Origin of the sequence: Bacillus sp. REN16 (assembly GCF_020731355.1) — a bacterium.
Lineage (GTDB): Bacteria > Bacillota > Bacilli > Bacillales > Bacillaceae_L > Ferdinandcohnia.
Map to the genome: position 1 here is coordinate 36,573 of NZ_JAJFZK010000009.1, position 22,912 is coordinate 59,484.

Consider the following 22,912-nt stretch of genomic DNA (forward strand, 5'->3'; position numbering starts at 1 on the left):
AAAAAGGCTGGCACTTATTGCTCAGCCTTTTGTCTATTCCTTGATAAAAATCCAAACCGATTGCCAATTAGAACCTCCAACAGGCGCGAACGATATGCTAAAAATAGGTACGTAACAGCACCAAAAGCCACCCCAACTAATAAAACAAAGACCGACTGAACCCTGCCATTCTCGTAACCAACAATAAAGGATAATAGCCATTCAATCAAGAAAATCGCCAATGCCATCACTGTCGCAAAAATAGCCATTAATAGCGACCTTCTTGCAAACAACGAATAACTGTATCCGGCATGTCTTGAAATCATCCAGAAGCAATACGCAATGGCTACTGTGTAACCTAAAGCAGTTGCAAGAACCGAACCAATCTCACCAAACCAGGTAATAAACAGACTGTTGAAACTCATTTTAAGAATAAGTCCCATAAACAAGCTCACAACCGCAAATTTCTGCTTATTAATACCTTGTAAAATAGCTGCTGAAATCGAATAAAATGAAAAGAGAATCGCAACCGGCGCATACCATCGTAAAATTCTGCCACCCGCTTCACTCATTTCAAATAACGCATTGAAGGCAGGATAAGCTAAGGCTGATAAACCAACAACTGCCGGTAAAACTAACAGGACACAAATTTGAAAAGTCTTATCGATTTGGCTTCTTAGCAATTTAAAATCACCAGATGTAAACGAATTTGTAATCGTTGGAACAAGTGTTAAGCTAAATGCCGTGGCTAAAGACACAGGAATCATAACCAATTTTGGAACCATAAATGTTACATATGAGAATAAACCTTCTGATACATCCTTACCGATTCCGTTTTCCATCATCGTTCGGTTAAAAGTTAATTGATCAACGTATTGATAAAGAGGAATCGCTAATCCCACTAAGACAAATGGACCTGCATAGGAAAAGAGCTCTTTGAACATTTCTGTTGTGGTCATTTCCGTTTGCGGACGACTTTTTGCAAGCATTTCGTTTAAATATGGTTTTCGTTTAAACCAATACCAAAGAAGTATCACGAGTCCGCCAAGTGCTCCGATAAATGCCCCGAATGTGGCTAATCCGACCGCAAAGACTCTTTCACCATTAATAACATTCATCACAATAAAGGTAGCAGCAAGAACAAATAGAATTCGGACAACCTGTTCCACCACCTGTGAAACAGCAGTCGGTCCCATTGATTGATGCCCTTGGAAAAATCCTCGTTGAATACTCATAATTGGAACAACGAGTAACGCAAAACTTACCATTCGAATGACATATGTAACATCTTCAACCGTATTTCCTGCCTCTCCTCCTCCACCGAGAACAATTGGTGCAATAATCGGTGCAAGTAAATTGAGGATTGTAAAGCCTAATAGACCGGTAAGTCCCATTACAATAAGCCCAGATCTATACATTCTCATCCCAGTATGATAATCACCCAGTGAATTATATTTCGAAACAAATTTAGATACAGCAGCTGGAATTCCCGCTGTTGATATAAATAAAAAGATTGTATATTGCGCATATCCGTATGAATAAAGGGCAGAACCAATTTTTCCAACTAAATAAACGAAAGGAAAAACATAGATCATTCCAAGTATTCTAGAAGTATATGTAGCAAGAGTTAAGACAAACGTCCCGCGCAGTAATTTCGAATTCGAATCTGACATATTAAATCCCCAATCTTAATTTTTGAAGACTAACTAATCAAGTTTATCACATTTATAAAAATTATTAACCTGCAATTTTTTGTCTATTTCATGACACATTGTCATTATCCGCTTTGTCATGTATAGTTTAGACTTGTTGGATTTGAAATTCAATGATATTCCGTGCACCATTCCCATGATATGATATAGATAAGGAAACAATAGGAGTGTGTAAGCCATGACTCATATAATCTTGTTTGATGGCGTTTGTAATTTTTGCAACAGCAGTGTGCAATTTATTCTGAAACGAGATTCTCAACAAATATACCGTTTTGCATCTCTTCAAGGAGAAGCTGGAAAGGCATTGTTGAAAAGATACAGTATTCCCGAGAACATGAACAGTTTTGTATTAATTGAAGATGATCGTTATTTCACAAAATCAAGTGCTGCGCTTAGGGTTTGTCGGAATCTGAAAGGCCCCTACCGCATACTTTATCTATTTAGATTTATTCCAGCACCAATTCGGGATATATTTTATCATGTAATTGCCAATAATCGTTATAAATGGTTTGGAAAGCAGGAAAGCTGTGTGCTTCCTCCTCCAGAGGTTCGTAAACGATTTTTAGATTGACGTAAGGAGTGTTTTATTTGCAGTATGATGTAGTTGTAATTGGAGGGGGGCCTTCGGGCTTAATGGCTGCGATTGCCGCTGGTGAGCAAGGGGCGAAGGTTCTTCTTTTAGATAAAGGGAATAAGCTTGGAAGAAAGCTTGCGATTTCAGGCGGAGGGCGCTGTAATGTCACAAACCGGCTCCCAATTGATGAAATCATTAAGCATATTCCAGGAAACGGACGCTTTTTATATAGTGCATTTTCTGTTTTTAATAATGAAGACATAATTTCTTTCTTTGAAAAATTAGGGATTCAACTTAAGGAAGAGGATCACGGCAGAATGTTTCCAACAACCAATAAAGCCCAATCTGTCGTTGATGCTTTGTTAACGAGACTCAACGCTTTAGATGTTCATATCGAATCAAACACGCCTGTTGCGAAGCTTGAATATAAAGATGGGCATGTTGCAGGTGTTCATTTAAGAAATGGTCAATACGCAGAAGCGAACTGTATCGTGGTTGCAGTCGGCGGGAAATCTGTTCCGCAAACAGGATCGACCGGTGATGGGTATGCTTGGGCAGAAGCGGCCGGTCATACCATCACAGATCTTTTTCCAACAGAAGTTCCAGTTACATCTGACGAGGAATTCATCAAAAATAAAACCTTACAGGGTTTAGCATTACGTGACGTTGCAGTTAGTGTCTTAAATCCAAAAGGAAAAACAGTAATCACCCATCAAATGGACATGCTGTTTACGCATTTTGGCATTTCAGGTCCCGCTGTTTTGCGTTGTAGTCAATTTGTTGTAAAAACAATGAAGAAGTTTAAAGTAGACCGTGTAGTTATAAGTATTGATGCCATTCCATCAATGAACGAGGAACAAATCTTTCAGCAAATAGTAAAACTAACAAAAGAAGAGCCAAAGAAAGCTTTTAAAAATATCGTTAAAGGGTTTTTACCAGAACGGTATCTCCTATTTCTAGTAGAGAAAAATGAGATCGACCCGCAGGTTACAAATGCAAATTTGTCTCATGACAGCATACGTGCGTTCGCTAAGGATTGCAAACAATTTCAGTTCACAGTTAATGGGACACTGCCAATCGAAAAAGCATTTGTAACAGGTGGCGGCGTTTCAATAAAAGAAATTCACCCAAAGGAAATGGAATCAAAGTTCATGAAGGGACTCTTTTTCTGCGGGGAAATCCTTGATATTCACGGATATACGGGGGGCTATAATATCACATCAGCCTTAGTGACAGGAAGATTAGCCGGAGAAAACGCAGGAATACAAGCAACCCTATAAAAGTGCAGAGCCTAACCCCCTAGAAATTGTGGGCTAGGCTCTATATATAATCATCGCAGAGAAACAAAAAATTTGCTCATCGTCTTGGTCACAGGAAACCCCAACTTGGAATTTTACCTCTACAACATCATGTTCATCCACTTTTTCAAAAAATCGATTCATCTTATGCTCTAAATCTTCTTCATGTTCTTCATCAAAAATCTTCACTTTTAACGCCATACACTCCACCTCCATCACTAGTATTGACAGAGTTTTAGAATGTTAAGCTTATAATCTAGGTTTTTTAATTCTTTTGTGGATCATGAATCCTAAAGGTTGCAGTGAAGGAATCAATAATGAACTTCTTTTCTTTCAAACAATCCTGTAAATAAGAAGCAAGTTATAAAAGCTACTAATGTAACTGTAATGCCCATGACGAGACCGATAAATGCCATAAATGTATCGTCTCCTAGAAATTGTGGTTCAAGCGTTACAATCATGTAGGTAAAAACAAGCGTGAGTATTAAATAAAAGCTGCTCCCGATAAACCCTCTTATAATCCGCCCCTTCTTACCACCATACCATGCATTTAAAAAAATAAACCATAAAACCAAACTTAAAATAACAGCCCCCACCATAATCAATAAATGGATGTAAGGAATCATTAAAAAACCTGATCCATAAAGTATGAGTAAAGTTGTTCCAAATAAAACTGCATTTAATACAAATAAAAATAACCCGCTAAGCCATGGGTTTTGGAACCACCAATAGCTTGATAGCTTTTTGACTAGCCGATTATTGGGACCGCTAAAATTCATTAATTTATTTCGATTCATCCCTACAATAATTAATAACAAAATGCCGAGCAGTAAAAAAAGTGTCATTTTTTCCTCCTTAACCCTTTCATTTATAACATGATAATATTTTACCTGAAATTTTATTGTTATTCAATAAATTATTATTCATCTTTAATACATAATTGTTGTTTAACAAAATAAAAAACGTGAATTCGTATGAGAATTCACGCTAAGGTTCTGTTATGTTATTCCGTTTCACCCGTCCAATTCATCATGCCACCGACCATGTTACGGACTTTGTAGCCTTGGTCATCCAGATACGCGCAGACATTGAAGCTTCTGCCACCGGACCGGCAAATAATGATGTATTCTGTATCTTTATCAAAATAATCAAGGTTATTAGGAATTTCCATCATTTTTATATGCTTTGCACCAGGAATCATGCCCCCTGCTACTTCCTCATCTTCACGAACATCGACAAGCTCTAATTTTTCACCATTCTCAAGCTTTTGTTTCAGTTCGTCTGTTGTGATTTCTTCAATCATTAGCTTCATCCTTTCACGTTCGTCTCGACCATTATAACAAAGACAAAATACGGAATACAATTTTGCAAACCTTGATTTTTCATGTTTTGTGAAACTAGAATTTCACTATAAAAAGGAGTATGCTATAACTAGCTTAAAATCAAGGGGGAAATGAAGTTGGCATATCCGAATACTGACGAAACCATTCAACTTATAAAAGAACTCGTTTCGATTCCAAGTCCATCTGGAAACACAAATGAAGTCATTACATATGTAGAAAAGCTTCTTGCAGAAGCAAACGTGGATACATACAGAAATCGCAAAGGTGGTTTAATCGCTACACTTCCTGGAAAAGACACACAAAAGCACCGTATGCTCACTGCCCATGTTGATACATTAGGAGCTATTGTGAAAGAAATCAAGCCAAGTGGCCGCTTAAAGCTCGATCTTATCGGCGGTTTTAAGTATAACTCCATCGAAGGCGAATATTGCCGAATCGAGACTTCAACCGGAAGTTTCTATACGGGTACAATCCTGATGCATCAGCAATCTGTTCATGTATACAAGGATGCAGGTAAAGCTGAGCGTAACCAAGAAAATATGGAAGTCCGTATCGATGAAAAAGTCAAAAATGCGGACGAGGTTCGAGCGCTTGGAATTGAGGTTGGTGACTTTGTTTCATTTGATCCACGCGTAGAGGTTACCGGAAACGGTTTTATTAAGTCACGCCATTTGGATGACAAAGCAAGTGTGGGGATTCTGCTACAATTAATCAAACAAGTCAAAGCTGAAAAAATTGAACTTCCATATACAACTCATTTTCTTATTTCAAATAATGAGGAAATCGGCTATGGTGGTAACTCCAATATCACCCCTGAAACTGTAGAGTATCTAGCGGTTGATATGGGGGCAATGGGTGATGGTCAATCAACGGATGAATATACGGTTTCAATCTGCGTAAAAGACGCAAGTGGGCCCTATCATTATGCATTACGCAAAAAGCTGTTCCAGCTAGCTGAAAAGCATGAGATCGGGTATAAGTTAGACATCTACCCTTATTATGGCTCTGATGCATCTGCTGCGATTCGTTCTGGACATGATATTATCCATGGATTAATCGGTCCTGGAATCGACTCTTCTCACGCATTTGAACGTACACATAAGGATTCAATTGAAAATACGACAAAACTCATTTATCATTACCTGCAGTCTGAAATGGTTGAATGAATTAAGTAGGATACTCCAAAGGGGTATCCTCTTTTTGTGAAAAAAAGATGTCAATTTTTTTGTTAGTGATAGTATTTTTAAAATAACGACAGTAAATTTGAGTTATTGACTGTATTTCTGATTTAGTGACAGTATTTCCGGATTAGTGACAGTATTCTAAGAATGTTGGAAATAACTAACCAAAAAAATAGCCCCCACAAAATGTGAGGGACTACACTTATTAATTCGCTACAATATTTACAAGCTTTCCTGGTACCGCAATGACTTTACGAACTGTTTTGCCTTCGATTTGTTCTTTGATTGGGTCTGCACCCATTGCGATTTGTTCAAGTACTTCTTTCGAAGCGTCTGCTGGAACATGAAGCTTCGCTTTTACTTTTCCGTTCACTTGAATAACAATCTCAATTTCAGACTCCACTAATTTAGCTTCATCAAATGCCGGCCATGATTCATAAGCAATTGACCCTGTATTTCCAAGCTTCTCCCAAAGCTCTTCAGCAAGATGCGGAACTACTGGAGAAAGAAGTTTTACAAATCCTTCAATGAATGGCTTTGGTAATTCAGATGCCTTATATGCATCATTGATGAACACCATTAATTGTGAGATCGCAGTGTTAAAATGTAGAGCTTCGTAATCCTCTGTCACTTTTTTCACTGTTTGGTGATACACACGCTCAAGTGAAGTATCGTTTGAATCGGCTTTTACTTTTGGTGAGATTTTGCCATTGTCATCGACAAGTAAGCGCCAAATTCGATCCAAGAAACGACGAGAACCATCAAGGCCATTTGTTGACCAAGCGATGGAAGCATCTAATGGTCCCATGAACATTTCATACAAGCGAAGAGTATCTGCACCATGAGAATCAATAATGTCATCAGGATTTACAACATTTCCTTTAGACTTACTCATTTTTTCGTTGCCTTCCCCAAGAATCATTCCTTGGTTGAAAAGCTTTTGGAATGGTTCCTTTGTTGTAACGACGCCAATATCGTATAATACCTTGTGCCAGAATCTTGCGTATAACAAGTGAAGTACCGCATGCTCTGCCCCACCGATATAAATATCAACTGGCAACCATTCTTTTAATTTTTCCGGATCTGCTAAAGCTTCTTCATTATGCGGATCGATATAACGTAAATAGTACCAGCAGCTGCCTGCCCATTGTGGCATTGTGTTTGTCTCACGACGACCTTTTTTACCCGTCTTCTCGTCAACCACATTTACCCATTCCGTTATATTTGCTAGTGGTGATTCACCAGTGCCTGAAGGCTTAATTTCAGTTGTTTTTGGAAGCATAAGTGGAAGCTCCTCCACTGGAACGGTAGTCATTGTTCCATCTTCCCATTGAATGACTGGGATCGGTTCTCCCCAATAACGCTGACGGCTGAATAACCAGTCACGCAGCTTGTAGGTAATTTCTTTTTTACCAAGCTTATTTTCTTCGAGCCAAGCAATCATTTTCGTAATGGCTTCTTCTTTATTTAATCCATCTAGGAAATCTGAATTAACATGCTCTCCATCGCCAGTATATGCTTCTTTAGAAACATCTCCGCCAGCAACGACTTCTTTAATCGGTAATTCAAATTTCACGGCAAATTCATAGTCACGCTCATCATGGGCTGGAACTGCCATAATCGCACCTGTTCCATAACTCATTAGGACATAATCGGCAATCCAGATTGGCATTTTTTCCTGGTTCACAGGATTAATCGCGTATGCCCCTGTAAATACTCCTGTTTTATCTTTTGCTAGATCTGTACGCTCAAGATCACTCTTACTCTTGATTTTATCTAAGTAAGCAGCAACTGCTTCTTTTTGTTCAGGAGTTGTGATTTTATCAACAAATGGATGCTCAGGAGCAAGTACTGCATAAGTAGCACCAAATAACGTATCCGGACGAGTTGTGAAAACAGTGAACGTTTCATCATGGCCATCAATGGCAAATGTGACATGTGCTCCTTCAGAACGGCCAATCCAGTTACGCTGCATCTCCTTTAAGCTCTCTGGCCAATCTAGTTCTTCTAAATCTTCAAGTAAACGCTCAGCATATGCCGTAATTTTGAGTACCCATTGTCTCATTGGGCGTCTTTCGACAGGATGGCCTCCACGTTCACTTTTTCCATCGATTACTTCTTCGTTTGCAAGTACTGTTCCTAATGCGGGACACCAGTTTACAGGGATTTCATCAACATATGCTAACCCTTTTTCAAATAGCTTTGTGAAAATCCATTGTGTCCATTTATAGTAAGATGGGTCAGTTGTGTTCACTTCACGATCCCAATCATATGAAAATCCAAGTTCCTTAATTTGACGGCGGAAAGTATTGATATTTTTCTCAGTGAATTCAGCAGGGTCGTTTCCAGTATCCAGCGCGTATTGCTCAGCTGGTAACCCGAAAGCATCCCATCCCATTGGATGTAGAACATTGTACCCTTGCATTCTCTTCATTCTTGCTAAAATATCCGTAGCCGTATATCCTTCCGGGTGACCAACATGTAGTCCTGCACCCGAAGGATATGGAAACATGTCTAGCGCATAAAATTTACGCTTCCCTTTGTCTTCAGTTGTCTTAAATGTCTTGTTCTGTTCCCAGTGCTGCTGCCATTTTTTCTCGATCTGTTGGTGATTAAAACTCATAAGACTGCCTCCTTAAATAATCCTTATAAACTTATAAAAAAACAAAAAACCCCTCATCCCAAAAGGGACGAGAGGATATGTATTCTTCCCGCGGTACCACCCACATTAGTGACAAAATTCTGCACTCACTTCATTCATCCTTAACGCGGACCAGACGATAAGCACTAATTTGCTGCTTAGCATTTCATGCTTATTGCTCAAAGGCGAGTTCATGTTCATCAACGATTGACTTGCACCACCCGTCAACTCTCTAAAACGTATATAGAACATTACTATTCCTTCTCATCGCTTCACTTTTTATTGATTATATTCAGTATTGTATAGAATTTGTGAAAGAACTGCAAGTAAAATAGGAAAAATTGGGCTTTTCCTCCACCATTATTCCCGCATTAGCTTACTCTATACAATTGAAGTTAATTTTTTCTGGATTAGCTAGCATACCCTTCTAATGTCTAAAGAATGATTCATTAAAGACAAACATTCTTCAGGAAAAACCGGCCAACATTATGGCAAATTTTTGACCAAAAACATCGCTTAGAAAGCGTTTAAACCCTTATCACTATTGAAACCATGTTAATATGCTCACCATTTCACAAAGTATACACAGATTATGCTGAAAAACGTGATTTATATCACGTTTGTAGTACCTCCCCCCGAATATGATGAAGGTGTAGAAAGTAATTAAAAAATTATCCAAGGGGGTAATATTCATGAACAAAAAAATCAAATTGCTAATTGCTTCATTAGTTGGAACTTCAATCGTTTTATCTGGATGTGGAAGTCAAGAAAAAGTATCTGAGAAAAAAGTAGAGACTCAAACAGCACCAGCAGAGTCAAACAGTGGTGAAGTCATTGCACCGCACAAAGACCTTAACCAAGAGCCTGTACCTTTAAAAATTGAAAGAATATCAGAAAATGAAGTAAACGTTGAAATGACATCTCAAATCACAGATATTGAAATTGACAAAGGTTTCATTTACAAGGCTTGGACCTTTAATGGTGAAGCACCTGGGCCACTTATCATAGTAAATGAAGGAGACACTATTAACTTTACAATGAAAAATATGGATCCTGCAATCCCACACAGCATGGACTTTCATGCAGTACATGCAGCACCTTCAAAGGATTTCATTGATGTAATGCCTAACGAAACTGGAACATTCACATATCCAGCAAACAAGCCAGGAGTATTCATGTATCACTGTGCTACACCACCAGTTCTTACGCATATTGCGAACGGTATGCATGGAACAATTATTGTAAAACCAAAAAATGGGTATCCAAATGACAATGAGATCGACAGAGAATTCGTTATTATACAAAACGAATGGTATAAATACAATGATCTAGATGACATGACGAACGGAGTACCTAGCCAAGTCGTATTCTCTACAAAAGCTCTTAAAGAAGGGGACAGAAATACAAATGGAGATACCTTCACCCTAAAGGATGAGCCATTACTTGCTAAAGTCGGTGACCGTATAAGACTTTATGTAAACAATGTCGGGCCAAATGAAGTTAGCTCATTCCATGTGATAGGAACTATATTTGACGATGTGTACATCGACGGTAACCCCTACAATCATATGCAAGGCCTGCAAACTGTGATGCTTCCTGCAAGCGGCGGAGTAGTTGTTGAATTTACTGTAACAAAAGAAGGAACATACCCTTTCGTTACTCACCAATTTAACCATGCAACAAAAGGAGCAGTTGGTAATATTAAGGTAACGGCAGATGGAAAAGATGACGGCAGTGCAGTCGGAGGACACTAGAAAAAAAAGAATCCTTGTTTAATGGGGTGATCATAATGAGGAGAAAAGTACTATTCTTTCTCCTTTTCTTCTTGTTATTGGGGCAAAATGATGTTTGGGCAAATGAACGAATCGTTACTTCTTCCCTTGAGCTAAAGGATGCGATTCAGTTATCACAGCCTGGAGATACGATTATTCTAGAAGAAGGAACCTATGAAGATGCGTTTGTTATCAATAAATCTATCATACTACGGGGGAAACCCGGAGCCATAATAAACGGGCCAACAAGTGGATACCCCATAACAATTGAAGCGGAAAATGTCACAATTGAAAACCTCCAAATCGAGGGCGGTGGCTCTCAAAATGCGGGAATATATATAAAAACAAACCACGCACAAATCACCAATAACATTATAAAAAACGTGTTTCATGGAGTTTATATTAAAGATGGCTACGGTAATGTAATTGAAAATAATGAGATCACAAGTGTTGAGGGTGTAGAAAACAATAAAGGATTTGGAGTCTATCTAGTAGATGCTCCATATACAAGAATTAGTGGTAACTATTTTCATCATTTACAAGATGGCATTTATGTATCTTTCTCAGATTACTGTGCCGTCAGCAACAATCTAATTGAACATGCTAGATATGGCATCCACACGATGGATTCAAAAACGGTTACAATTGCAAAAAATGAGATCAATAACAGTCATAATGGCTTAATGATTATGCAAAGTGATGAATTATATATTACAGAAAATTATTTACATTCAAATACGACAATTGATGGTGCTGGCATGTTTATCTTTGACACGTTTGACTCAGTCATTAAAGCAAATGTGGTGAAAGAGAATTTTAAAGGAATCTATTTTGAAAATGCAAAACGAAACATCGTTGAATTTAATGCTTTCATCCAAAATGACATTGGCTTTGATCTTGCAAAGGATACAACCAATAATGTTATATCATTAAATAATTTTATTAAAAATACAAAACAAGTAATTTCAAGACCGGAAAACATGAATTTATTTACCAAAGACGGATATGGAAACTATTGGGATGACCAACGTATGATCAATTTAGATGAAGATTCATTTATTGATTTTCCTTATAAGGGTGGAGATATTTTCTTCAATATGACAGCAGATGAACCACTTTTACAAATTTTCTTCCAAAGTCCAGCCGTTTACTTATGGAATCAAATTGAAGCATTTACACCAATACCAACAAAACATTTCATTGTTGATGAACATCCACTTATCAAAGCAGCACCGATTTCATTAGGGAATACAGACCCAGCTGAATCTAATGAAGAGAATAAGAAAGACCATCACTCTTTTCAAATTTTTTTACTTGTATTTTTTGTATCGGGTAGTGGTTTCATCCTATGGAAAACAAGGAGGGGCAAGGATGAAGTTTAAGATACTTATTACAATATTATTGATTTTTATATTAGGAGCATGTGGAAATGATCATTTTGAGCCAGCAAAGATCAACGTTAATGTTGATTCCTGTTTTACTTGTAGCATGGGAATCCAGGATGAGCAAGCATCTGCACAGACAATAGATACAGATGGTACACCAAATAAATTTGATGACATCGGTTGTATGATGACCTATTTTCAGGAAAATAAAGATCAAATCAAAATAGGATATGTGCACGATCATGATACGAAAGAATGGATTGAATTAGATACGGCTTTTTTTGTTCAGTCTTCAGAAAATGTAACGCCAATGAGCTATGGATTAATCGCATTCTCATCTGAATCAGCTGCAAAAGAATGGCAAGAGAAAAATGGTGGAGATCTGTATTCAACAGACCAACTCTTACAACAAGATGTGAAAAGCTTTAAGAAGAATATGAACGAATCACATCATCATTAATGGAGGAATAGGAGGTAAAGCGAATGAAGATAACTGTTCTTCCAAAAATGATAAAATACGAGCTCATTCTATTAGTAAGAAGTAAATGGTTGCTTAGTTTTACTGTTCTATTTATGCTCCTTGCATCATTACTCTATTTCTATGGTATCCAGTCTCTAAGTACTAATCCTACCGAGGTTACCTATGGTATTGATGGGGTATCGAATACAATTGCGAAGCCTGGACGAGGAATGGATCCATCTTATTTTGGTCTTAAACCGATTGAAAAAGACATCGCCAACGAAGATATTCAAGCTGGCTACAATCGTGCGATTGCAATGCTAATGAATTTAGCATTATGGATTTTACCTATCATTTGTTTAATTCTAGGTGTCACATCGATCGTTTCGGATAAGGAGAACAGCAGACTAGCCCTCTATAAGACCTATCAGATTCCATATACTCACTATCTAATTAGTAAATTTGTTGCTTTAGCTGTTTCTCTAACCGTCTCACTTGGACTTTCTTACGGAATCGGAGGACTCATTTTAGCTATCACTGGACATTCGTTTGAAGCAAATATTTATTCCATGTTTATCGTTTTACATCTCTTGGTAATCCTAGTCTTTACTGGGGCATCACTTGTTATTGGCTCATTGAGTTCAACAAGAATGCAGGGCTTGTCATTTTCATTCTTTTTTTGGAGCTTTGTCCTATTTATTTATGAGTTTCTCATTTTTTCAGTGATTGACTTGATTCCTTATGCTTATAAACTAAAAGGGTTACTCGCATTAATCTTGGTCAATCCAATTGAATCAATTCGTATCTGGGCGATCAGCCGTTTACAAGCTGGCTACGTCTTTGGACCCGAATATTTAATATTACAGGATGGAAATACTGCAAATCATTTAACCCTTTATCTGGTACTTTCAATCTTTATTATTTTAGGGCTTAACATTCTCTTTTCTAATCAAATTATGAAAAGGAAGGGATGATTTAAGTGAATACAGCTATTCTTGATGTTCGCGATATTTCAAAATCATATAAAAAGAAACAAGTTCTTCAGGAATCAAGTTTTGATGTAAAAAAAGGAGATTGTATCGTTTTATGTGGAGGTAATGGTGCTGGTAAAAGTACGATTATCAAAATGCTAACAGGAATTGAGAAACCGTCTACCGGAAAAATCACTTATCATACAACCAAAAAGAAAAACTTTGGATATATGCCAGACCAAATGGTATTTCCGAAAGAACAAACACCCATTGAGATTTTAAGCTATTATGGAAGTTTCTTAGGTTCAACAAAAGAAAAAATACACGAAGTCATAAAAATAGTGGGTCTCTGGAACGAACGAAATCAGAAAGTAGGATCCTTTTCAAAAGGGATGTCACAACGGGTTAATCTTGCCCAGTGTTTACTTGCTGATGCAGATATTTATATATTGGATGAGCCGACCAATGGTTTGGACCCCTATTGGGTTATAATTTTCAAAAAAATCATAAATGATCTCAAGCAAGAAGGCAAGACAGTTATACTAAGCAGTCATATTATGAGAGACATTGTTGATATTGCGGATGAGATCCTGCTAATTTTCAAAGGAAAAATATGTGGAAAAGGAAACCCCGATGAGCTATATGAGCATTTTGAATGTAAAAGTCTTGAGGAAATCTTTCTATTGCTTCATGAACAAAATACAAAACTACCGGTATCCATTTGAATCCGGTAGTTTTGTGTTTATATTATTGAGCAGTGTACCCCCCATCAATCACACAGGCCTGACCTGTAATTCCCTTTGCATGCTCACTAGCTAAAAATAGAGCGTAATTCGCAATCTCATCAACAGCTAACAGGCGTTTTTGCGGCACAAGCGGATAAATTACCTCTTCTAAAACCTTCTCCAAACCAACATTTCTCGTCTTCGCTAAATCTGCTAACTGGTTTCTAACAAGCGGGGTATCGACATATCCGGGACACACTGCATTTACCGTAATTCCATGTTCTGCTCCCTCTAATGCTGCAACCTTCGTTAAACCTATGACACCATGCTTTGCACTGTTATATGCTGCTTTTCCAGCAAAACCAATCAAACCATTAATCGATGCCATATTAATAATCCGGCCAAATTTCTGCTGTTTCATTATCGGAAACACATGTTTGATTGTAATAAATGGAGCGGTGAGCATAACGGATAATAACAGTTCATACTTTTCCTTTGGAAAATCTTCAATTGGAGACACATGCTGCAGCCCCGCATTATTAATTAAGCAATCAATTTTTCCGTATGTTGAAACAGTTTGGTGAATCACATCAATTATTTCATTCTCATTTGTGACATTACATTTTAAGCCAATTGCTTCATAACCAGATTGTTGGAGCTTGAATGCCGCATTTTTCACTCCAGCTTCATCCATATCCGTTAACACCACACGTCCGCCATTTTCTGCGAAACTTTTTCCAATTTCAAATCCGATTCCACGTGCTGCGCCAGTAATTAAGATTACCTGATTTGTAACCATAGATTCCTCCTTTTTCAATTGTTTTCAATACCTACTAATATCTTTCATCATACCATCTGTATAGAGGTTCATTAAAGAGGATAAAAAAAAGAAGACCCGATCCACAAACTGGGTATCAGGCCTTCGCACTTAGTACGATATTGCTTTTTTCTTTTAGTTTTTTATCATAGATGACAGTTGTAAAAATGGAGACGATTAATAGCACGGCTAGGACTGTAAATAACATGCTCATTCCCCATAAATCAACGAGTAATCCACCGAGTACTGGTCCAATCATTCTGCCTCCTGTTGCAGTACTGTTAACGATTCCTTGATAAAAACCTTCTCTTCCTTTAGGCGCGAGATCATTTGCAATCGTTGGAACAGCTGGCCAAACAAACATTTCACCAACTGTTAAAATAATCATAGCCACTAAAAATCCCCTAAATGATCCTGCTGTCGACACAATGAGAAAAGAACAAATAAATATAAGGATTCCAATGATAATTTGTTTTTTCAAGGATTTAGCAAAATATTTCACCGCCATGTTCAGTAAAGGCTGTCCGAGAACAATTAAGCCACCATTCACTGTCCATAATAGGCTATATTGTTTTAATGTAATTCCGATGTCCTGTGTATAGCTTGAAATCGTAGCCTGCCACTGTACATAGGCAACCCAACACAAAACATATCCGATACAAAGAATGAATAATGCAGTCAATTTTGAACGATTTTTTACGGTTTTAGATTGATCAAGCATGCTTGTTTGTGTTCCTTTTTCCGCATGAATGCCACGATAACCGAATAATGCCACTAGGAAGAACAAGACATACATGAATGTATTCGCCATAAATATATAATCAAATGAATATGAAGCAACAAATCCACCTAGGCCTGAGCCTATCGCTACACCAAGGTTCTGCGCGACATAAACAGCATTAAATGACCTTCTTCCACCCTCTGGCCATACAGCACCTGCCATCGCGAACATGGCTGGAAACACCATTCCAGTGCCCAGACCAATGATTGTAAGGAAGATAACATAATGTGGCCAGCCATGATAGAAGGTCAATCCTGTAAGTGCCACTAATGAAATGAGGATTCCTGTCAGGATTGATTTGTAGCCGCCAATTTTATCGAAAAGGGCGCCGCCCACTAAATTCCCAATAACGGTTGCACCCGCATTCACCATTAATATAAGACCTGCAACAGATAAAGATTTTCCTAAATGTCCATGAATATAAATGGCATTTAACGGCCATAAAAATGATGAACCAGTGACATTAATAACCATTCCAATGATGATCATCCAAAGCGTTCTCGGCATTACGGGCACCTCCTTTTTTACTTTTTAAATCCATATCAAAACAATTCTATTCCCTGCTGCACATTTAATCAATTTAAAAAAGTATTCCGAAAAGTGGACGAGTATAAATGCATAGAAAAATGGAAAGGGTGATATCTCCGCACGAGGTATCACCCTTTCTTTCTATTATTTCCTCATAACTTGTCTTCGCTTTTGTAAAACAATAAACACTACACCAAATAGAATTAACGCTGCACCTACTGCTAACCAATTATAAAAATCATTTGCCGTTGCAGGGAGTTTAGAGCCATTCTTCCCAGTTTTAGGATTTGTCACATCAGAGTTACCTGGCTTATCTCCTGGGTTTTGACTTGGATTTTTTCCAGGGGCGTCACTCGGATCTTTTCCGGGATCTTTCCCAGGTTCTTTTCCAGGATCTTTCCCTGGATCTTTTCCGGGATCTTTTCCTGGCTCTTCACCCGGATTTTCACCTGGGTCATCCTGAACCAATGCCAGGATAACAGCACCGCCATCATCCTTAGAAGGTATGTCAACATGTACTTGCTTGTTCTCATCAACAATAATCTCTTTATTATTATACAAGTCAGTTAATACCGTGTTTGGCTCGAAATTGACTGTAAATGTTACCTGTTTGCTCTTTGATGTTGTATTTAGACCTACTACTAGTCTCTCATCTTGATATTCTCTGGCAAATACCAAATACTGATCAGCGTCACCGCCTGCTATTTTCTCGCGACTGCCCTTTGAGAATACTAATGAGTAATCTTTACGAATATTTAGCAATGTCGAATAGTGTTTGTGTAAAGCAGTTGCTGTTGGATCATTATTATCTAGCAACTCCCATGGCATATCGCCACGATTTTGTCCAAATGCAACTACCGTTTCTCCATCTTTTTCCCAATCAGATTTTCCTGATTTCCCTAGTTCCTCACCGTAGTAAATAACAGGTTGACCTTTAGATGTAATTTGCAGTGCAGATGCCACTTTTAATTTACCAACATCACCGTTTACATACTCTGATAAGAACCCATTTTGGTCATGACTGCTTAGAAATTGACCTAATGTTGCTGTATTTGAAAGTTGATTATTACGATTTTGTAGGTATTCTTCAACACTATCAATGTTTCCATCCACGAATGACTTTGCCTTTTCCTTAAAATCAAAGTCTAAAAGTGAATCCATTTGTCCAGTACCTAAGTACCCACCATCGTCAATAACACTTGCGCCCCATAATTCACCAATCATCTTAAAATTAGGGTCTATCTTTGTAATCTCATTTTTAAGTGCCTGCCATGTCGCTGGTTCTACATGCTTTACAGTGTCAATACGGAAGAAGTCAATTGTATCTCCACGGTCTGTTCTCGCTCTTTCTAACCATGCCGTTTGCCATTCAATAATTTGCTTCCGAACTTCTGAATCCTCAGTCTTAAGGTCAGGAAGATGATCAAGCTCTCCCCTTACAGTTGGATCTTCATCAACGGTTCTGAACATACCATCAAATTTCGCTATTTCTTCTTCAGTTGGCAGGTTTGAAGAATCAGCCTTCCAGGCCTCATTAAATTCACCGTTCATCCCATAGCCCGCATGATTTACAACAACATCAAGCATAATCTTGATTCCACGATCATGCGCTTTTTCAATGAGCTTTTGGAATGTTTTTATATCACCCAAATGTTCATCAAGCTTAGTGAAATCCTTTGCCCAATAACCATGATAGCCATACTGCTTAGCTTTAAGTCCATCCACGGTTGTAAAGTCCAACCCTTTATTAAAATCAATATTATCTACAATTGGTGTAATCCAAATTGTGTTGATTCCTAGGTCTTCTATATAATCTAACTTATCAATGATTCCTTGGAAGTCACCACCATGATATGCTTCTGCATGATTTGGATCATACTCTTCTCCACCATTATTTGATGGATCTCCATCTTTAAAACGGTCAGTTAAAAGGAAATAAATACGCGCTTCATCCCAATCAAAGTCTAGTTTGTCGCCTACTATTTGTTCCGGTTTCACTGTAAGTGTAACTGTTTTTGTATGCGTATTTCCATACTCATCAATCGCTGTGATAACAATTTCCTTTTCCCCAGCTGTTACTGATTCATCAACAGAAAAACTTACTGCTCCCACGGATGGATCAATCACAGCCTTTTCCTTACCGCCTAAAGGTGAAAGATTAACAGAAAGTTCACGTATTGTAACGCCTTCCTCTGATGTTGCCTTGGCTGTAAGAACAGTACTCTCATCATAGGTAATCTCATTAGGTGACACCGAAGCTTCTATTGTTACATTTGGACGATTATACGTTATTGTTGATTTCCCATTTTTGGTATTCTTAGGGTCAGTCACTTCTACAGTTTCCCCATCCTTTGTTATTAAGAAGCTATATTCATGTGTACCTTCAGGAATATTTTCTAATTTATAAGAGAAATACTCATTTTGTTCACTATACTCCATCGGATATTCTTTATCATTGATTTTGACAGATACAGCATCAATTTTATGCATTTCATCTGTTGCAAACAACTCTTCGTCTCTATAGTAGAATGTGACATCTCCATTTTCTAAGACAGGTCCTTTCACGTTTGGAACGATTGTTTGCCCTGGAACACCTGTTAAAACTGTTACCTTAGTCAAAATGGCTTGACGATCCATTTTAATCGTATGATCATCGCTATCTGGTGAAATCTTTGCTGTATTCCAATCTGTACCTCGTCGGACTAAAAAGCCAATCGATTCCGTCTCAGGTGCAATTTCAACATTAGCAATTGCGGTATCTCCTTCAATCGATTCAAAATCGATTTGATCATTTTTCACACCTGTATTCCATACCCATAGATTCCAATCACCTTGTTCCGTTTTGAAATCACCTTCTGGCCGTACATATTTAATTCGAACATATCGTTTTACATTCTTTTTTATTTCCATGTCATGTTTTCCTACTGCACCTCCAGACTTCGCTGTAATTGTTACAAAGCCTGATTTAACACCAGTTACTTTACCAGCACTGTCCACTTTTGCAGTTGTTTGATCTGAGGATGACCAAGCAACCTTTGCACCAAGCATATCCTGACCATATTGGTCCTTAACTAGTGACGTTAACTGCGTAGAATATGTTTCAAATACAGACTCATAACCAGAAATTTGAATCGTATTTGGCACTAAGTTGTCAACTGTAACTTGGATTTCGGCTGTACTATTTCCTGCTTTTGCAGTTACTGTTGCTTTCCCTTTTGCAATACCAACTATTTTGCCATTATCAACAGTAGCAATTTCATCATTAGATGAAGACCATTCAATTTCTTCACCTAGCATCATTCTACCTTTTTGATCTCTTACATAAGCAGTGATCATTTTCGAATCACTTGGATTAATTGCAACGAAACTTGGATTAACTGCTATAGTTGTCGGAACTGGAGTGTATGCCTCCTCAGCGTCATCATATACGACCATCATTGATAGACCTTCAACAGAAACTTTATTTGAATGAATCGTGCGGATTGTTTCTGTTCCCGCAGTTGTGTGATCAACTACAATCTTCCATTCAGTCGTTGTTGGAAGGGTTACTTCCTGAGCAGTCTTATTGGCATTATATATCACGACAATGTTTTTCCAGGTATCATTATTTGCGTAATCTTTTAATTGATAGGCTACAACATTATCATTCTCTTTAAGAACTTCTAAATGATTCTCAATATCTGCTTTTTCATCCATTCTAAAAGCAGAGTGAGATTTTCTAAGGTCAATTAACCCTTTATAATAATTATAGACTGATTGATATTCATCTTTTAATTCCCAACGAATTTTATTAATTGAGTCAGAGCTCTTATAGCTGTTATGGACACCGTATTTACTTCTTAGCATCTCCTCTCCTGCATGGAGGAACGGAATACCTTGAGATGTTAGCACAATGCCATTTGCCAAAAGACTACGTTTAACCCATTCATTATCTAATACGTTTTCTTCTGTGATAACAGCATGTGGGTCATAGTCGGGGTTAGTATGGTTTGAATCTGTACCCGCTACCCTCATTAATTTGTCCCATAAATTCAAATTGTCATGAGCCGTAACATAGTTAATAGTCTCCGAGGAACGATTTGTAAAGTCATAAATTGCTCCCTGTACTCCTTTAATAATGTCAGCTTCCTTACCGGCTGCACCAGTAGCAAATCCTGTCCCTGCACCATCACTATCACCTTTAATTGCTCCACGAATATGATCGTTAAAAACAGCATACCCTTGGTCTTTTTGTGTACCCTTTACATGTTGAAGGGCTGCCGGTAAACTTGTAGAACCGCCTGTCCACGGCTCACCATAAATTAAAATATTTGGGTCGACCTTAGTTGTTAGTTCCTTTGTTATTTCTTGCATTGTTTGCTTATCAATTAAGCCCATTAAGTCAAATCTGAACCCATCAATTCCATATTCAGTTGCCCAATAATGCACGGAGTCTTTAATATACTTACGCACCATCGGTCTTTCAGATGCAACCTCGTTTCCTGTTCCAGAACCATTCGTAATTTTCCCTGTATCATCCGTACGATAATAGTAGCCGGGAATAATTAGGTCAAAAGGTGAACTTCCTTTAAGCTGCGTTGATTCATTCATATAAGTATGATTATATACAACATCCATTACAACGCGGATTCCTTGTTCGTGTAGTGCTTGGACCATTTGCTTATATTCTTTAATGCGATTTGTTGGATCTTGTGGATTAGTAGAATAAGAGCCTTCCGGTACATTAAAATGAACAGGATCATACCCCCAGTTAAACTTAGCTTCTGTAGAAGAAGGGTCATCGACTGTTAATTCATTCACTGAGCCAAAATCATAGGTTGGTAGTAGATGAACATAATTTACACCTAATTCCTTAAGTGAATCTATACCCGTTTTCACACCATTAGGTCCTTTTGTCCCTTTCTCTGTAAACGCAAGGTATTTTCCTTTGTTCTTCATTCCTGATTGTTCATCAATTGAGAAATCTCTTACATGTAATTCATAGACAATTGCATCATTTGGTGAAACAATTGCCGGTTTATCATTTGGATCAAATCCAGTTGGATCTGTACTGCGTAAATCAACGATCGCTCCTCGCTGCCCATTTGCTGAAGTAGCACTTGCGTAAGGATCGACTGCATAATTCACTGTACCATCTGAAAATTCTAGTTTGTACATATAAAATTTATTCTTTAGATCTTGGGGAATTTCTACTGACCATACACCATTGTCTGCACGGTTCATTTCAGTTTCTTTGCCGTCTGTGTGGTCCGTAACGAATGCTCCTTTATAAGTGCCAGCATTGTCATAGATTGCTAGACTTACTTTAGTTGCAGTCGGTGCCCATAATTTAAAACTGGTTTTTTCAGATGTAAATGTGTACCCTAAGTCATCTCCTTCATAGTAAAAGTGGTCGTCATTTAGTATATTACGCATTATTAGAGGTGTTCCCTCAGTTTCGTCTATTGAAACCTTATATTGTTTTCTTACATCAATTTCTTCATCCTCTGCTACCTTTAGGATAACTTTATAATCATCAATAACTTGTTTTGTTGTTGAAATTTTTTCATTAGTTTCTTGATCAATGACAGTAAACTGCTGTTCTCCGTATGCTTTATTTGTAGTTACTAACATCTCAGTTGTTGAATCCATAAGGGCAGACTGTACTTTTGTTGGTTCCGGTGATTCAATAGTAAAGACTGAGTTACCATTTGCTGATTGTTTATTTAATGGGTCAGTAGTTGATTGGTCCCATGATCGGTTATTTAAAACAAACTTATATTCATATCTCCCTGGTTTCAAATCCGAAAGGGTTGCAGAAAAAATGTCTCCATTCAATGTCATTTCTACTGCTGTTTCTAAATTCCAATCATTAAAGCTTCCAATTACATATGCCGCAGTTTCATCTGTCTTATTGTAATTAAATGTGACAGTTCCATCTTCATTGATGATAGGACTTTCAAGCATTGTAATTGAAAAAAAAGAATTTCCATCCTTTTGATTTGGGTTTAATGGGTCAGTTGTAGATTCATCCCAGGTACGGTTGTTTTTTACAAATTTATATTGATACTCCCCCGGTTTTAGATCATAGACCGTTACAGAGAAAATACCATCTTTCTCATTCATTTCAATTGCATCATTTAAGTTCCAATTGTTTGTAAAATTACCAATAAGAAATAATGCCTTTTCCCCCTGACCTGCATAATTGAATGAAACACTTCCGTCACCATTGATTACTGGACTGACAGATTCCGCATTTCCTGTTGCAGGTAAAACAACACCTGAAAACAACTGCAAAACAAGTGTGCAAATCATCAACATAGATAACGTTTTCATTTTTGATTTTTTTAACATTAGCTTCCCCTCCCTTTACAATTATAGTGAAACCGTTTGCACAAATATGTAAAAAATGAAAGATACTTAGAATGTGATTATGATACACATGTATGCGCAAACGTTTGCACTAGTCATTACTTAGTAAGGATAACATCTTTTTCAGTTAATTTGCAATAAGTAATAGGTTGTATTTTTAAAAAATTATGATTAATCAAACCCACCTAACAAAAAACGACAAGTGGATTAGTACCACTTGTCGCTTTATCCTTATTCAGGACGTTGTTTAGATTTAATAGGTTGTCCCTTTTCAAGATAATTTTGCTTTGATTTTTTAACAGGATCAAAATCCTTTCCGAATTCCACATCATTGCTATTTATCCCGTTTTTCGTTTTTTGCTCGGGATTGTTTTGATCTGAACGCTTTTTCATA

17 protein-coding genes and 1 other annotated feature are annotated in these 22,912 nt (G+C 37.6%); of the genes, 8 read left to right on the top strand and 9 right to left on the bottom strand.

Features of this window, described 5'->3' with window-relative positions:
- Positions 1 to 14 precede the first annotated feature (14 nt).
- Entirely contained in the window at positions 15 to 1,652 is a 1,638-nt protein-coding gene (locus LKW28_RS13755; RefSeq protein WP_229140948.1) for a putative polysaccharide biosynthesis protein, read from the bottom strand.
- Positions 1,653 to 1,869: 217 nt separating this feature from the next.
- Here LKW28_RS13755 and LKW28_RS13760 point away from each other — a divergent pair, with 217 nt between their 5' ends.
- Complete coding sequence (locus tag LKW28_RS13760) at positions 1,870 to 2,262, top strand: thiol-disulfide oxidoreductase DCC family protein (RefSeq protein WP_229140949.1); 393 nt, start codon at positions 1,870 to 1,872, stop codon at positions 2,260 to 2,262.
- 17 nt (positions 2,263 to 2,279) lie between these two features.
- Positions 2,280 to 3,545, top strand: coding sequence for an NAD(P)/FAD-dependent oxidoreductase (locus LKW28_RS13765; protein ID WP_229140950.1), 1,266 nt, complete (start codon positions 2,280 to 2,282; stop codon positions 3,543 to 3,545).
- A 33-nt stretch (positions 3,546 to 3,578) separates the two neighbouring features.
- Here the strand turns inward: LKW28_RS13765 and LKW28_RS13770 are convergent, their stop codons facing one another.
- The 3 genes from LKW28_RS13770 to LKW28_RS13780 all read right to left on the bottom strand — a co-directional run bounded on the left by LKW28_RS13770 (position 3,579) and on the right by LKW28_RS13780 (position 4,866).
- Positions 3,579 to 3,764: a sporulation protein Cse60 gene (locus LKW28_RS13770; RefSeq protein ID WP_229140951.1), complete on the bottom strand. Its 186-nt coding sequence runs from the start codon at positions 3,762 to 3,764 to the stop codon at positions 3,579 to 3,581.
- A 110-nt stretch (positions 3,765 to 3,874) separates the two neighbouring features.
- Complete coding sequence (locus LKW28_RS13775; RefSeq protein ID WP_229140952.1) at positions 3,875 to 4,408, bottom strand: hypothetical protein; 534 nt, start codon at positions 4,406 to 4,408, stop codon at positions 3,875 to 3,877.
- Between the two features lie 158 nt (positions 4,409 to 4,566).
- Positions 4,567 to 4,866 (bottom strand): rhodanese-like domain-containing protein, encoded by a 300-nt coding sequence (locus LKW28_RS13780; RefSeq protein WP_229140953.1) that lies wholly within the window; start codon positions 4,864 to 4,866, stop codon positions 4,567 to 4,569.
- A gap of 150 nt (positions 4,867 to 5,016) precedes the next feature.
- On the opposite strand from LKW28_RS13780, the gene LKW28_RS13785 reads away from it, so the two are divergent.
- Positions 5,017 to 6,072, top strand: a complete 1,056-nt coding sequence (locus LKW28_RS13785) for a M42 family metallopeptidase (RefSeq protein WP_229140954.1) — start codon at positions 5,017 to 5,019, stop codon at positions 6,070 to 6,072.
- A 220-nt stretch (positions 6,073 to 6,292) separates the two neighbouring features.
- Here the strand turns inward: LKW28_RS13785 and leuS are convergent, their stop codons facing one another.
- Positions 6,293 to 8,710 carry a leucine--tRNA ligase gene (leuS, locus tag LKW28_RS13790; RefSeq protein ID WP_229140955.1) on the bottom strand — a complete coding sequence of 806 codons (2,418 nt, stop codon included), beginning with the start codon at positions 8,708 to 8,710 and terminating at the stop codon, positions 6,293 to 6,295.
- A 60-nt stretch (positions 8,711 to 8,770) separates the two neighbouring features.
- Positions 8,771 to 9,005: a binding site (T-box leader), on the bottom strand.
- Between the two features lie 415 nt (positions 9,006 to 9,420).
- On the opposite strand from leuS, the gene LKW28_RS13795 reads away from it, so the two are divergent.
- From LKW28_RS13795 to LKW28_RS13815, 5 genes are read left to right on the top strand one after another with little or no spacing between them, the layout of a single operon-like run.
- The gene (locus LKW28_RS13795) at positions 9,421 to 10,482 is read left to right on the top strand and encodes a multicopper oxidase domain-containing protein (RefSeq protein ID WP_229140956.1); all 1,062 of its coding nucleotides are present in this window, start codon (positions 9,421 to 9,423) and stop codon (positions 10,480 to 10,482) included.
- A gap of 35 nt (positions 10,483 to 10,517) precedes the next feature.
- The gene (locus tag LKW28_RS13800; protein WP_229140957.1) at positions 10,518 to 11,882 is read left to right on the top strand and encodes a right-handed parallel beta-helix repeat-containing protein; all 1,365 of its coding nucleotides are present in this window, start codon (positions 10,518 to 10,520) and stop codon (positions 11,880 to 11,882) included.
- Positions 11,872 to 12,345: a nitrous oxide reductase accessory protein NosL gene (locus tag LKW28_RS13805; RefSeq protein WP_229140958.1), complete on the top strand. Its 474-nt coding sequence runs from the start codon at positions 11,872 to 11,874 to the stop codon at positions 12,343 to 12,345. The genes LKW28_RS13800 and LKW28_RS13805 overlap by 11 nt, the downstream gene beginning before the upstream one ends.
- Before the next feature lie 23 nt (positions 12,346 to 12,368).
- Positions 12,369 to 13,319, top strand: coding sequence for an ABC transporter permease (locus LKW28_RS13810; RefSeq protein ID WP_229140959.1), 951 nt, complete (start codon positions 12,369 to 12,371; stop codon positions 13,317 to 13,319).
- Between the two features lie 5 nt (positions 13,320 to 13,324).
- Complete coding sequence (locus LKW28_RS13815; protein WP_229140960.1) at positions 13,325 to 14,041, top strand: ABC transporter ATP-binding protein; 717 nt, start codon at positions 13,325 to 13,327, stop codon at positions 14,039 to 14,041.
- A gap of 22 nt (positions 14,042 to 14,063) precedes the next feature.
- On the opposite strand, the gene LKW28_RS13820 is transcribed toward LKW28_RS13815, so the two are convergent.
- The 4 genes from LKW28_RS13820 to LKW28_RS13835 form a co-directional block, all read right to left on the bottom strand.
- On the bottom strand, positions 14,064 to 14,840 hold the full coding sequence (locus tag LKW28_RS13820; RefSeq protein WP_229140961.1) for a 3-hydroxybutyrate dehydrogenase: 777 nt from the start codon (positions 14,838 to 14,840) through the stop codon (positions 14,064 to 14,066).
- Positions 14,841 to 14,955: 115 nt separating this feature from the next.
- Positions 14,956 to 16,146 carry an MDR family MFS transporter gene (locus tag LKW28_RS13825; RefSeq protein WP_229140962.1) on the bottom strand — a complete coding sequence of 397 codons (1,191 nt, stop codon included), beginning with the start codon at positions 16,144 to 16,146 and terminating at the stop codon, positions 14,956 to 14,958.
- 165 nt (positions 16,147 to 16,311) lie between these two features.
- On the bottom strand, positions 16,312 to 22,500 hold the full coding sequence (gene pulA, locus LKW28_RS13830) for a type I pullulanase (RefSeq protein WP_229140963.1): 6,189 nt from the start codon (positions 22,498 to 22,500) through the stop codon (positions 16,312 to 16,314).
- Positions 22,501 to 22,749: 249 nt separating this feature from the next.
- Positions 22,750 to 22,911 carry a glycogen biosynthesis protein GlgD gene (locus tag LKW28_RS13835; RefSeq protein WP_229140964.1) on the bottom strand — a complete coding sequence of 54 codons (162 nt, stop codon included), beginning with the start codon at positions 22,909 to 22,911 and terminating at the stop codon, positions 22,750 to 22,752.
- Between the last annotated feature and the right edge of the window lies 1 nt (position 22,912).